A 12,566-nucleotide genomic window follows, 5' to 3' on the forward strand; every position below is an offset into this window, starting at 1 on the left:
ACTGAGATTTATCATTGCCATCGCTCAGCCCACACTAACTCAAACTGGCATTGGTATCCGCATGGCAACACGATAAAATACCGCATCTCAACGTCACGGATGTACTAACTATTATGAATACCGCTCAGCAATTTATTGATGCAGGAGTAAAATACACTCCGCATTACTTTCAAGTCCCTTTAAATTACTCAGACAATACGCAAGGCGAAATTTCCGTTTTTGCTCGCGAGCTATCCTTGGTTTCAGATGGTGACAGCGCAAAGCCTTGGTTGGTCTACTTTCAAGGCGGCCCAGGCTTTCCCTCACCTCGTCAAAATGGCAATAGCGGATGGGTAAAACGCGCGCTGCAAGATTACCGTGTTTTACTGTTAGACCAACGCGGAACGGGCAATAGTTCAGTGATCTCTCACCAAACTCTGGCGCATCTGACACCTGAAGAGCAAGCGGAGTATTTAAGCTACTTTCGTGCTGACAACATCGTTCGCGATGCCGAGTTTATTCGCAAGCAATTTGGGGTTGAGCAGTGGTCCATTCTCGGTCAAAGCTTCGGTGGTTTCTGCTCACTCACCTATCTATCGCTTTTTCCTCAGAGTTTGTCTCGCAGCTTCATTACTGGCGGTGTCCCGTCGATTTCTCGTCACCCAGACGATGTGTATCAGGCGACGTTTAAACGAACGATGGAGAAGAACCAAGCTTTCTTCCAGCAGTTCCCTAAAGCTCAAGAGCTGTGTAAACAGATTGCCGATCACTTGATCGATAACGAAGAATACCTACCCAACGGTCAACGATTTACCGTTGAGCAATTCCAGCAGATTGGAATTAACTTTGGTATGAGTGACACTTTCTTGCCAACCTATTACGCACTAGAAAATGCCCTTATCGAGGTTAATGGCAAAACCGAACTGCGCTATGAATTTTTAAGCAGCATGCTGATGGAGCAAGGTTTCCAGACGAATCCGATCTATGCCATTTTGCATGAATCAATCTACTGCCAAGGCTTTGCTTCAAACTGGAGTGCTCATAGAGTTCGTCAGCAAAACACAGCGTTTAACTACGACAAAGATAAACCTTTCTACTTTACTGGCGAGATGGTCTTCTCTTGGATGTTTGATCAATACAAGAACTTGCAACCACTTAAACCTGCCGCTGAGTTACTCGCAGCAAAACAAGATTGGCAACCGTTATACGATGCGAAGCAGTTAGCAAGCAATAAAGTACCAGTAAGCTGCGCTGTCTATGCCGATGACATGTTTGTTGAGATGGATATCAGCCGAGAAACGCTGGCAGAGATGCCGAATGCAAAAGCTTGGATTACCAATGAATATGAGCACAACGGTTTACGTGCTGATGGCGAGAAGATCTTAGATACTCTGATTGCAATGGGTGACCAAACCGCAGCGACACTTATCTAACCATTGAGCCCCCCGCATACAGCTTGGGGGGCTCAACTTAAAATGTGTAATCGACGTTATTCCATCGAGTGAAGGCCAATCATATTGCCTTCAGTGTCTGAGACCATAGAGATAAAGCCGTGTGGGCCAATAGCAAATTTAGGGTGAACCACCTTACCACCAGCGCCTTCTACTCTTGACTGCTCATTAGCGCAATCTTGGCAAGAAAAGTAGACCAGTGTGCTATTGCCACCTGGAGAAACCCCTTCCATTTTTGCTAACGCACCCGCTGCCCCGTACTGTTCCATAGAGGATGGAAAAAGCCACATTTCTATTTCCATCTTAGCGTCACCATCAAGTTTCTCTAACGACGTTTCAAACACCGCTTCATAGAACGCTTTCGCACGCGACATATCGTCGACATAGATTTCAAACCAACCAACCGGATTCATTTGCATGTTCCTCCTAGACCTGAGCGAATGACTCTTTAAAACTAGCGCAGGACTTCGACAATTCCAGTCAGTACAGCGCCCTTTCAAGTTTCAATTGTTGGAATATAGGCAAATAAGCCATCAATCTAAATATGTAAATCATAAAAAATCACAGCCATATCTAATATTCCTCTCGCCCATAAGCACTATAAACTCCTCGCAATTAAATAATAAAAAACATACCAAGATTATTAGTGAGGTAAAGGTGTAGTAATGGATATCTATCAAGAGAGTATTAGTTTTTTAGGCAATAATGTTGAATTCGATGACAACGGATTATTTCAGTGTGAGTTATCACCAGAAAGCGGCATTCATGACGAAGCTCTTTTTCTTACTATTTTCAAAAATGAAGCCACAATCAACCTACATGTTTCTATTACTAGCCCTATTGAGCTACCTATTCCCATGCCAGATCAACTAGCTGTTGCTTTAGGCGAGCAGGCGCTAGAGCCTTTTCGAGGCGGGTTCGGTGTTGGTCTCATACCCGATAGCCGTCGTTTAAGCATTTACAAGATAATAGCCCTATCCAACAAACCTCAAGGCTATGTCCAAAACACACTTCAGCAGTTGCTCGATAAAGTCGAACAATGGCATCAGTTCATTGAACAAGTTGAAACATTTACTGAGTCTATAGAAAGACCGAACTCAGGCATTTTCATTTAATTGTTTTCCATTATTAAATCAAGAGCGGAAGAAAATCATGTCAACCATTCATATTAATAGTCAGCATAGAGGTAATTTAGATCTTGCTGATATTCACAGATTAAAAAATGAAGCCAAACAAGGTGATACCGTTAAATTTGGCTCTATTTTTGGCAAAGAATATAGCGTTACTAAAAATAGCGATGGAGAAATAAGCTTAAAACAGAAAGAGAACAAAAGCTTCTTTAGCCATTTTTTCAACAAGTCTGATGCAACAAAAAACAATGACTTGAAGCTCAATCAGATGAATCAACAGCTACACAACAAAGGAAGAATCGGTGAAGCGAAAGTACTCACCGTTACCTACAATCAGGCAAACCAAAAAATGCCGGAAGAAACAAAAAACTATTTCCAGAACCTAATCAAAAGTGGTGACTATGATGTCGTACTGTTTGCTGAGCAAGAATCTAAACTGCTTGCCAAAGATCTAGAGCTTGAGGGCATGAACCTACTCAGCCAAAACAAGATGAAGGTTATGACCAAAGGACTTGGTGAAGGCGTCAGCTACACGTCTATGTCTGTATTTGCCAAAGATGGTGCCGACGTTAAAGTAAAAGGAGAGTCTGAATACCGACACGGTTGGGGAGGCAAGAATATGGAGTTCTTGTTAGGCATTACTGGCAATAAAGGGGGCGTTAAAACTTCCTTAGAGGTCAATGGACAAGATATTACCGCTATTTCCGCACACCTAGACTCCAACAAAGAGGCCAAGCGTGAATTAGAAGGCAACAAACTTATGGCTGGAATTAAATCCAATGAGGAAGTTCTAATTACCGGTGACTTGAATGAGCGTGAAAAGCTATTAGACGATGGAACCATGTATGATCCTGTATCACACGATGACACTCATTTGGCGAAGCACGGGTTTAAGTTTGAGGCTCTCAACAGCCATACCTACATGCAGTTAGATTCAACAGGCAAGATCAAGCATAAAGAAGGCCGAGATCGTCCAGACTTTGGCGAACTAGACAACACTGGATTGACCAACAAAACTGGGAATCTTAAAGACTTGCAAACTAAGGTCTTAGATGAAGGATTTGACAACGTGAGTGACCATAAGCCTGTAGCCTCAACCTTTACAGTAAGAGGTTAAAGAAGATTTAGTAGACCCTCTCGACTATCAGAGGGTCTTGTAACTATCGCTGACGCAGGTAGCGACTTTGCACAATCGCATCGAGATAGACTTTGCTTTCTAGCATTTTGTATTTTTGCAATCCATCCAGTTCACCGAACAATTTTACGCCACCACCCAAAACGACTGGAATAGTGGTGATAGCAAGTTCATCAATCAGATCTAGCTTTAAGAAGTTTTGAATTGTCACTCCACCGTCGATATACAAATCCTGATAGCCTTGAGCATTAAGATCCTTAACGATGTCAGGCAAATTTCCACTGACTAAAAACACCTTGTCTTGATAGCCACTTGGAACTTCTTTTAGGGTATTACTCAGCACAAAAACAGGCTTGCTGTAAGGCCAATCAACGTCAAAGCTCAATACGGCTTCAAGGGTATTTCTGCCCATCACCAACGCATCGACACGCTCAAGCAAGGGCACAAATCCCATATCAATATTGTCTGGGTTAGGTATCGAATGCAGCCAATCGAGTCCCCCATCCTTGTCTGCGATATAACCGTCAAGACTGGTTGCAATAAATACGATATTTGCCATGGTCAGGTTCTCCGATAAACGAGTTTGGACAAAGTATAAAACTGAGTTACAATTAATTCTACACTGTAGAATTAATATTAGATTAATGAGATCCTAAGATGTCTGTCAAGCAAAAACGCAGAGGGCGCCCTCAAGCCCAAACAAGCCAATTGGATGCTGAACGCATTCTTAGCAAAGCAAAAGAGTTGATGCTTAGAGACAATAAAATGCCAAGTGTCAGAGGGTTAGCCATCGAGTTATCCGTTGACGCAATGGCGATATATCACTACTTCCGTAACAAGAATGCATTGCAAGAATCTATCGTCATTTCTCTGATTGAAGACATCTACCAGCCTGACGCGAGTGAAGATTGGCAAACTCAATTATCACAGCTCTGCATCAGCTACGTATCACTTTTGCATCGCTACCCTGGATTACTTGAAACGCTACTCAAAATGGACTCCGTCAGCCCTGCCAATGTATTTATCGAACGCTATGAAACGATCGTAGAACCGCTTGGAGTCCCCCCAGAAACCACTAAAAACGCTATCGACCTCCTTGCCGATTACTTGCACGGTTTCGCTTTGGCACTCAACTGCCAGCCTAGCAGTGAGCTCACATTAGATATGTTAGCGGGTCCACTAAACTTGTACTACCAGTTGCTCGAGGTTGAGGGCTAAATAAGTGAGATGTAATGGATGGTGAAAAAGCCGTTGGGGTCAACGCAAATGGCTTATAATATCTGGTCCAAAAGCCACTTAGTTGTTATTGATAAGTACCCGAAAAAATACTGTTAAGATGAACAACTCTACCGTCTTTCAGGGTAAATGAACCTCGGCGATCAGTAATTAAAAATGCCTGATGATCACTCACCTTTTTAATGAACAGTTTTCTTACCGCAAAACCATGGGTATGCACATCATCTGAATCGTCGGTCGTTAGCAGCAAATAGTGATTGCCATAGCGAAGAAATAAGCCATGCATGTCATAAGAAATAGTACGAGTCGTTTTCACTGCTCTAGAAACGAAGTGTGCTTTAGCTTGCCCATGTTTAAGTGTAATAGTGAGTGTTTCATTAGAGATATCAGGATGAGAGGTCTTAAGGCTATACCTATCCTCTGTTAACAAAGCCGATACAATGCCCCAAAGCAAACAAGCCATGAGAGTAAACAATATACCTTTCAAGAAATACGAAATAGACTTATTTATCACGGCATTCACCTAATGACTCTTCCACAAACTCTGAATCAGAATAGCTCACCACTTGATAGCAATTTACTGAACCGCCTTTAGGATATACAAGCATCAACGCTTTTGGCGATGTTTGACTAGGTAGTACATCAGGTTTAATGGGAAAACCATCATAGTAAACGTCCACTCCATCCACTTCGGTGATTTCAACCAGTTCGATGTACATGAAAAGAGTATAAAAGGTCACCAATGCACCCAATACGAACGCCAACCCGAAAAATAGATACTGTTTTGACTTAATCAGCTCATCACCATTTAAGCCAGCCTCATCAATCGCTTCTAACGGCTTTGACTCTATTGCGGCAGAGCGCTCATCACTTCGTAGTAAGTAGCCTTTACCTGGGTCAGTTGTGATAAGACTATCACCACCTAACTTTTCAAATGCTTGGCGCAAATTTTTTACCGCAACATTTAACGAGCTTTGTGTAACGATACGTCCAGGCCAACATTGAACCAGCAATGTCTCTCTCGATATGGTTTTTCCAGGAGCCGCTACCAGTGTCTGTAGAAGAAGTGTCTCGGAGTGAGAAAGGCGAACAGTTTCACCATTGCCGACTCGGCAAAGAGTCCTTGAGCTGAGGTTAAGCTCATAACCAGAGAAGGTCAGTGTTTGTGTTTTTTCACTCATGGACAAATACTACGCTGCAAAACGTCGGCAAGTCTATCTAATATCTCCCAACTGGTAAAGATACGCAGAAACCTGCCAAACAGTCGGCAGGTTTCGCATACTAATATCAGAAAGAATAGCGCACACCAACCTGACCCGCGACTTCCGTCGTAGTGGTGTGCTGAGTCTCAAATGCTCGGTGCAATGCATTAAGCTCTAGAGACAAATTGTTTGTCACCGAAAAAGCATTGTTCAAGCGCAGTTCATACATTGCGAAGTCGTAGTTAGCATGACGAATCGCTGGCTCAATTTGCCAGAAGTCAAACAACTCAACTCTCGCACCCACTTCTAAACTAAGGCCCGACATGTTGTAGCTTAGTTTAGTGTTTGGAGCTAGGTTTGGCGCTTCTGCTGCTAATTCTAAATCTGAATAACCAACAGTGCCGTACAAAGACCAAGCCGGGCTAATTGGGTAGTAGTAACCTAGTGCATACAAGTTTTGGTCAAGCGTCCAATCACTTTCAACCAATGAGCCCGAATGCGTGTAATAGGTACGATCTTTGCGAACTTCAGCGAAAAAATTGTCATAAAAGTTGAAGCTGCCGCGAAGATAAAAACCTTTTGCGTCTATGTCGGCGTTTGATGAGCTAGAACCGTAATAAAGCGACTGGCTGTAATTTGACTGTTGATAACCACCCGATAAAAAGTTGTAGTTATCGCTCATACCTTCAGCACGTACCGCACCACACGCCAATACAGCCATAACTGCTGCACTGTAGATTGTCTTTTTCATTGTTGCTCTCATTAGATTTGGAAAGAGCTCGAAGTCTATGTGAACGCTATTAGATAGGTGAATAGTCCAACTCGTTAATTCATCTTAATTATCAATATAAAGCTCATTAACGCTCTCCAGACTTCCCTAATATGTTTTTGCTGAACGCAAAGATCACCTTTCCCTTACTTACATCTAAAAAAAGATAAAAAACCAAACATATCATAATCTTAAAGACAGAACGCTTTCTAAAAAGCACTCATTCACAGCATTAATTCATATGAAAAACACCTCCCTAACATTGAGAAGACATACATCACTCCATACTATTCTGCTCCTGCAAAGCGCACTAACGTGAGGCAGCCTTTAGGACAATGGCTAAATAATTTACGGCAGGGAGGCGATACAAAGGTTTTCCGTATGTTTCAATCTTTCTACTCCCAGCGACCTAAAGCAGAGGTTTCAGGCTTCTTCTTACTTTCTATTCTTAGCCTTTGGGGCTGTGGTGGCGGCTCGGGTGATACCCCTGCTCTTAGGGAATCAATGACTCCAGAAACGACCAATATAGAGCCATATATATCAATACAACATGGCGATCCCGAGCAAATGCCAACCGTCTTACTCTATTCTGACGGAGGGCCACTATCGTATGCCGATGACGACACATTTGGCTTCATTAGTCAGATTGATGATGAGAATGGTGAGAAAATCGACTTTACCAATATCGCCTTTGTCTATGTGAAACAAAGCCAGATGATACAAACGCAAAATTATGCTCAGACCCGAGCCTATAACTTAATCGAGCAAGACGCCCAACAGTCGGCAGATATTCTTTATCAAGTGGCGAAATACTATAAATCACAAGGCAAAACAGTCTATGTACAAGGCGCATCACACGGTGGGTTTGTCGTGCTCGCAATGCTGGCTAAATACGGTCCCCAAGCGGCGGACGCTTTCCTTGTTCAGTCATCTCGCCTCAATACACCTGAAGCGCTGATAGATGCATTTAAATCAAACCAACGTGCGGGTTTCGTCTATGACAACAGTGCATTCCAAGAAGGTGAGTTAATCATTCACACCGACTATTGGCTTGAGTCCTGTCAGCCGCGCCAAGATATCGCTTTAGATAGTTGTGCATCAAACAGTGAGCGAAGTATCGTTGAGTTACAGCAGAACATGGACAAACTAAACGCTGCCATTGCGACTCCACGCTATGTCTCTATCCTTGACCAATATGACGACCTAAGTAACCTAGGGTTCACATTCGCTAACAATGATGAACAGCTCGGTGGGTTATCAGCTGAAGAAAGCACATTTTTGACCCAAAAAGGAGCGATACTGTTTGAAGTAGAAGGTGGTGGACATGTCGGCGGTGCATTAACCAAGCAAGTGGCCGCGATGAGAGAAGTGTTCTTGATGCCGAGTCAGTAACATCCTCGCCAAAAGGGGGGATAGATAGCCGTCAACCTACTATGAACCCCATTTGTTTTGCTCGATCGTTACTCGTATGCCAAAAATTCGGCGAGAACCTGCTATAAAACCATGGCGAAGCGCTTCAGTCAGGCTACAATGACTCTTCATAGCCTAAATCACATGTACTGAATGCTTAAGATATCCAACAACGTCACCCTACAAGCTTGGGAGATCCAACTCACAGCAATACGAGCTCAAGGGGCGGGCGGGCAGAATGTCAACAAGGTCTCGAGTGCTATTCATCTTCAGTTTGATGTTAAGCACTCTAGCTTACCTAGCATTTATAAAGAACGAATTCTTGCCCTGCGTGACTCTCGTATTTCAAAAGATGGTGTCATCACAATAAAAGCTCAGCAATTTCGAACTCAAGAGCAAAACAAAGAAGATGCGCTAAACAGGCTCGCTGAACTGATCACTTCAGCGATGGTGGTGCAAAAGAAACGTCGAGAGACAAAACCAACCCGCGCTTCCAAAGAAAGGCGGCTGAAAAGTAAAAACATCAAATCGCAGACCAAGTCTCTTCGTGGCCGAATTAAGCATTAAGCTCAGTGTCATATAGACTAAACAAGGATGGTCAGGAATTAGGTAATATAATGACAAACTTAGGGAAAAGTATTTGTATCTTCAGTTTAATCGCCTCAAGCGCTGTATGGGCAAAACCAGTTGCTAGCTGGAAGTTTGAAAGCGACAGTGACGGCATAACCATCTACTCTCGTGAGCATAGTGATGGGCTAGTCGAGATTAGAGCCAGAATGTTCGCTCCAACCAGCTACGGCGCGTTTTTGTTGTTGCTGGAAGATACCGCTAATGTGCCGAACTGGATTGATAACGTCAGCCTAAGCCGCGTTATAAAGCAAATCTCATCCAACGAAAACATTGTCTACACACAATTTGCCGCACCTTGGCCTGCGAAAGACCGCGATATGGTCACTTACTCAAAATATTCCGTCGATGAGATAGGTTTTACACTCAACATCAAAGACGCCCCTCCAGCCAGTTTGCCTGAGCAAGAGGATTACATCCGCATTACCTCAGTAAAAGCCACATGGACGCTGCAAAAACTCACCAATGGTAGTGCTCTTATCGAATACGTTGCTTTCGCTGATCCTGGCGGTGCTCTGCCTGATTGGCTAGCCAACAAACTCGCTAAAGAAAGCGCTCGCAATACCTTTATGGGACTGCGAGAACAACTTCCTAACTACCAAGGCAGTGCGCACCCCAATATCAAAGAGTGAAGGAGAAACCGTGAAATTAGAATGCAAAGCTTGGGGTATTAAAGCCGAAATGTTCAAGTTGCTGCGGTGACATGTAATAGATTCCCTCTGCAGACGCCGCATGCATAGTAAACCAATAGAACTCTTCTGGTTTGCTTAGCCCAATATCTTGGTAGTACTCAATATAGGGCTGATGCTCCGGACTGCTTTTGGGTAGGTTCACGCCACCCACCACTTTTCCATTATCATCTTCGAAAGCCCACGAGTGAACGCCAATTTTAGCGCCTTTTTCCGCCCTTCTGGTCACTCCCGAAAGAAACAGATCCGTCCCACCTGACTCCACAATACCTTTATCGCCTAAGTAAGTACTGATCCCCATTTGATGAATCTTCTTCGATAAACGAAGGTTGGTTTCATCGTCGACAGAGCCAGGGATCTCCTTTAATCGCAGTAGCTTTACTTTCGGGTACTGTTTAGTCATTTGTTCAAATGCGGTGTACGACCCCGAGCAGATAACACCATTCACTCGCGCCTGCTCAAATGAGGAGTCAACAGTAAAAGTCAGAGGCTCAAAATCATACTCATCCGCTTCTTGGCACTGAGACTGAAAGACATAGGGAGCAAGATTATCTTTTGAAGACTGACAACCTGAGAGTGCGGTAACGGCGATAAATAGCGGGATTAAGGGTTTCAATTTCAGCTCCAAAACCATTCATTATTGTTATGGATAGTTTATTGAGCCATTGATTATTAATGTATATGGATGTTGTAAGGCTTTGTCATCAAATGTCAGAGCTAAAAAAGCCCAGTTTTCACTGGGCTAGTTTGGTTAGGCTAACTTATAGAAGACTGTCGCTAACGGCGGCAATCGAAGGTGAATCGACTGCTCTAAGCCCTCGCTTGCTACCTCTTCGCTCGTCACCGAGTTTAGTACTTCAAATCCACTTCCGTGGTATTTGTTGTCATCGGTGTTAAGCAGCATTTGATATGTTCCTTCATGTGGTACACCCAATCTAAACTCTTCGTGCGGGACAGGAGTAAAGTTGGTCACGACAAGAATACGCTCTCCACTATCGCTCAAACGTTCATGAGCCAAAATTGACGCTTCAGCGGCATCTTGCAATCGCCACTCAAAGCCACGCGGTTCGCAGTCTAGCTCATGCATCGCTTTCTCGCTGCTGTAAAGCTTATTGAGATCGCGAGTCAACGCCTGAACCCCTTGATGGCGTTCAAAATCAAGCAGGAACCATTGCAGTTGATCGTCATGGTTCCATTCCGCAGTCTGACCAAACTCTGCGCCCATAAAGTTAAGCTTTTTACCCGGTTGCGCGTACATGTAACCAAGGTACGCACGCAAGTTGGCTGTTTGCTGCCACTCATCGCCAGGCATCTTATTGTGAATAGAACCTTTACCGTAAACCACTTCATCGTGTGATAGCGACAATACATAGTTCTCACTATGGGCATAAACCAATGGGAAGGTAATCGTATTGTGATGGTATTGACGGTGAATTGGGTCTTCTTGAATGTAAGACAAAGAGTCGTGCATCCAGCCCATATTCCACTTAAATCCAAAGCCTAAACCGCCCATAAAGGTAGGTGCTGACACTCCCGGGAATGCGGTCGATTCTTCCGCAATTGTCATTGCGTTCGGGAAGTATTTGTACACTTCCTCATTCATCCATTTCAGCGTGGCAATCGCATCGTAGTTTTCATTACCACCATCAACATTTGGAATCCATTGGTCATGGCTACGTGAGTAATCGAGGTATAACATAGACGCCACTGCATCGACTCGAATGCCATCAATGTGGAACTGTTCAAACCAATACAATGCGTTAGAAACTAAGAAACGTCTTACATGTTCTCGGCCTAGATCGTAGATGTATGAGTTCCAATCTTGGTGCCAACCGCGACGAGGGTCTGGGTCGTGGAATAAAGGCGTACCATCAAAATTCGCTAAGCCGTGATCATCTGATGGGAAGTGCGCTGGCACCCAATCAAGTACCACACCTAGACCAGCTTGGTGGCATTGGTCAACAAAGAACTTAAAGTCATCTGGTGTTCCAAAACGGCTGGTTGGCGCAAATAAGCCCACTGGCTGATAGCCCCAAGAGCCATAGAATGGGTGCTCTGACACAGGCATCAATTCGATGTGGGTGTAGCCCATATCGACAAGATAAGGGATTAGCTGCTCAGCCAATTCACGGTAGTTTAGGAAGTCACCATTCGCGCCACGACGCCAAGAGCCCGCATGCAGCTCATAGAACGAGAGCGCTTCTTTGCGCTTTTCCGTCACCGGACGATTTTGCCACTGATCATCTTGCCATTGGTAACGGCTATGATCATAAGTCACTGAAGAAAAAGAAGGGTACTGCTCCGCAAATGCGCCCCAAGGATCAGCCTTATGAGGTAAGCCTTCACCATTTGGCCCTTTTAACTCAAACTTGTATTGAGTGCCTTCAGGGAGATTTGGAATAAAGATACCCCAGATACCATAATCGAGACGCTGCATAGGCGTGCGACGTCCATCCCACTGGTTGAACTCGCCCACCAAACTACACGCAGAAGCATGCGGTGCGTATACCAAGAAACGGATACCTGAAATCTGTTTGCCACCACGCTCAAGCGTCATAAACTGCGCGCCCATATGCTTGTACATTTCTTTAGGCGTATGCAGATCATCATATTCAGCGTAGATGTTGTGATACTGATAAGGATCATCCACCAGTTGCTCGGTGCCATTCCAATCGACAGCAAGCAAGTAGTGCGTTAAATGCAAATCTTGCTCTTGTTTAAGGATAAAGCCAGAGGCATCTTCCCTTTCAAGTTCTACTCGCTGATCATCGATCACTAATTCAACTTTATCAGCGCCTGGCATCCATACACGCAAAGCGCCGTGCTCTGGATCGATAAAAGGCCCGATAAACGAAAATGGGTCAGCGAATGTCGCGTGTGAAAGCCGGTTATAAATCTTTGTTGCCTTATCTAACGTTGTTGTTTTCAAGTTACTTCT

Annotated in this window: 13 protein-coding genes and 1 pseudogene; 7 read left to right on the forward strand and 7 right to left on the reverse strand. The window is 44.1% G+C overall.

Features of this window, described 5'->3' with window-relative positions; genetic code table 11:
- The first annotated feature begins 113 nt into the window (after positions 1-113).
- Complete coding sequence (locus IX91_RS22420; protein ID WP_004743932.1) at positions 114-1,412, forward strand: alpha/beta fold hydrolase; 1,299 nt, start codon at positions 114-116, stop codon at positions 1,410-1,412.
- 56 nt (positions 1,413-1,468) lie between these two features.
- On the opposite strand, the gene IX91_RS22425 is transcribed toward IX91_RS22420, so the two are convergent.
- Positions 1,469-1,849 (reverse strand): VOC family protein, encoded by a 381-nt coding sequence (locus tag IX91_RS22425; RefSeq protein ID WP_004749157.1) that lies wholly within the window; start codon positions 1,847-1,849, stop codon positions 1,469-1,471.
- Between the two features lie 246 nt (positions 1,850-2,095).
- On the opposite strand from IX91_RS22425, the gene IX91_RS22430 reads away from it, so the two are divergent.
- The gene (locus IX91_RS22430) at positions 2,096-2,545 is read left to right on the forward strand and encodes a hypothetical protein (RefSeq protein WP_004743934.1); all 450 of its coding nucleotides are present in this window, start codon (positions 2,096-2,098) and stop codon (positions 2,543-2,545) included.
- Positions 2,546-2,582: 37 nt separating this feature from the next.
- A pseudogene (locus IX91_RS22435) lies at positions 2,583-3,671 on the forward strand (hypothetical protein); the annotation flags it as partial.
- 49 nt (positions 3,672-3,720) lie between these two features.
- Here the strand turns inward: IX91_RS22435 and IX91_RS22440 are convergent.
- Positions 3,721-4,254 carry a dihydrofolate reductase family protein gene (locus tag IX91_RS22440; protein WP_004743936.1) on the reverse strand — a complete coding sequence of 178 codons (534 nt, stop codon included), beginning with the start codon at positions 4,252-4,254 and terminating at the stop codon, positions 3,721-3,723.
- 98 nt (positions 4,255-4,352) lie between these two features.
- Between IX91_RS22440 and IX91_RS22445 the strand changes: the two genes are divergently transcribed.
- The gene (locus IX91_RS22445) at positions 4,353-4,913 is read left to right on the forward strand and encodes a TetR/AcrR family transcriptional regulator (RefSeq protein ID WP_004743937.1); all 561 of its coding nucleotides are present in this window, start codon (positions 4,353-4,355) and stop codon (positions 4,911-4,913) included.
- A gap of 85 nt (positions 4,914-4,998) precedes the next feature.
- Here IX91_RS22445 and IX91_RS22450 read toward each other — a convergent pair whose 3' ends face one another.
- The 3 genes from IX91_RS22450 to IX91_RS22460 form a co-directional block, all read right to left on the reverse strand.
- Positions 4,999-5,445, reverse strand: a complete 447-nt coding sequence (locus tag IX91_RS22450; RefSeq protein ID WP_236642931.1) for a hypothetical protein — start codon at positions 5,443-5,445, stop codon at positions 4,999-5,001.
- On the reverse strand, positions 5,435-6,112 hold the full coding sequence (locus IX91_RS22455; protein ID WP_004743939.1) for a winged helix-turn-helix domain-containing protein: 678 nt from the start codon (positions 6,110-6,112) through the stop codon (positions 5,435-5,437). Before IX91_RS22455 ends, IX91_RS22450 begins: the two co-directional genes overlap by 11 nt.
- Before the next feature lie 106 nt (positions 6,113-6,218).
- Positions 6,219-6,884 carry an outer membrane beta-barrel protein gene (locus tag IX91_RS22460; RefSeq protein ID WP_004743940.1) on the reverse strand — a complete coding sequence of 222 codons (666 nt, stop codon included), beginning with the start codon at positions 6,882-6,884 and terminating at the stop codon, positions 6,219-6,221.
- A 399-nt stretch (positions 6,885-7,283) separates the two neighbouring features.
- Here IX91_RS22460 and IX91_RS22465 point away from each other — a divergent pair, with 399 nt between their 5' ends.
- The 3 genes from IX91_RS22465 (at position 7,284) to IX91_RS22475 (ending at position 9,571) form a co-directional block, all read left to right on the forward strand.
- The gene (locus IX91_RS22465; protein WP_004743941.1) at positions 7,284-8,294 is read left to right on the forward strand and encodes a hypothetical protein; all 1,011 of its coding nucleotides are present in this window, start codon (positions 7,284-7,286) and stop codon (positions 8,292-8,294) included.
- 171 nt (positions 8,295-8,465) lie between these two features.
- Positions 8,466-8,879 (forward strand): alternative ribosome rescue aminoacyl-tRNA hydrolase ArfB, encoded by a 414-nt coding sequence (arfB, locus tag IX91_RS22470; protein ID WP_004743942.1) that lies wholly within the window; start codon positions 8,466-8,468, stop codon positions 8,877-8,879.
- Positions 8,880-8,929: 50 nt separating this feature from the next.
- Positions 8,930-9,571, forward strand: coding sequence for an START domain-containing protein (locus IX91_RS22475; protein ID WP_004743943.1), 642 nt, complete (start codon positions 8,930-8,932; stop codon positions 9,569-9,571).
- Between the two features lie 16 nt (positions 9,572-9,587).
- Here IX91_RS22475 and IX91_RS22480 read toward each other — a convergent pair whose 3' ends face one another.
- Entirely contained in the window at positions 9,588-10,244 is a 657-nt protein-coding gene (locus tag IX91_RS22480; RefSeq protein WP_236642932.1) for a hypothetical protein, read from the reverse strand.
- Positions 10,245-10,379: 135 nt separating this feature from the next.
- Positions 10,380-12,557 carry a 1,4-alpha-glucan branching protein GlgB gene (glgB, locus tag IX91_RS22485; protein WP_004743945.1) on the reverse strand — a complete coding sequence of 726 codons (2,178 nt, stop codon included), beginning with the start codon at positions 12,555-12,557 and terminating at the stop codon, positions 10,380-10,382.
- Positions 12,558-12,566: the final 9 nt, after the last annotated feature.

The sequence above is a fragment of the Vibrio tubiashii ATCC 19109 genome, from assembly GCF_000772105.1.
Lineage (GTDB): Bacteria > Pseudomonadota > Gammaproteobacteria > Enterobacterales > Vibrionaceae > Vibrio > Vibrio tubiashii.

Coding starts and splice junctions, on each gene's coding strand:
- arfB (WP_004743942.1), top strand. CDS start 8,466: ATGCTTAAGATATCCAACAACGTCACCCTACAAGCTTGGGAGATCCAA.
- IX91_RS22440 (WP_004743936.1), bottom strand. CDS start 4,254: ATGGCAAATATCGTATTTATTGCAACCAGTCTTGACGGTTATATCGCA.
- IX91_RS22425 (WP_004749157.1), bottom strand. CDS start 1,849: ATGCAAATGAATCCGGTTGGTTGGTTTGAAATCTATGTCGACGATATG.
- IX91_RS22465 (WP_004743941.1), top strand. CDS start 7,284: ATGTTTCAATCTTTCTACTCCCAGCGACCTAAAGCAGAGGTTTCAGGC.
- IX91_RS22455 (WP_004743939.1), bottom strand. CDS start 6,112: ATGAGTGAAAAAACACAAACACTGACCTTCTCTGGTTATGAGCTTAAC.
- IX91_RS22475 (WP_004743943.1), top strand. CDS start 8,930: ATGACAAACTTAGGGAAAAGTATTTGTATCTTCAGTTTAATCGCCTCA.
- IX91_RS22420 (WP_004743932.1), top strand. CDS start 114: ATGAATACCGCTCAGCAATTTATTGATGCAGGAGTAAAATACACTCCG.
- IX91_RS22460 (WP_004743940.1), bottom strand. CDS start 6,884: ATGAAAAAGACAATCTACAGTGCAGCAGTTATGGCTGTATTGGCGTGT.
- IX91_RS22430 (WP_004743934.1), top strand. CDS start 2,096: ATGGATATCTATCAAGAGAGTATTAGTTTTTTAGGCAATAATGTTGAA.
- IX91_RS22445 (WP_004743937.1), top strand. CDS start 4,353: ATGTCTGTCAAGCAAAAACGCAGAGGGCGCCCTCAAGCCCAAACAAGC.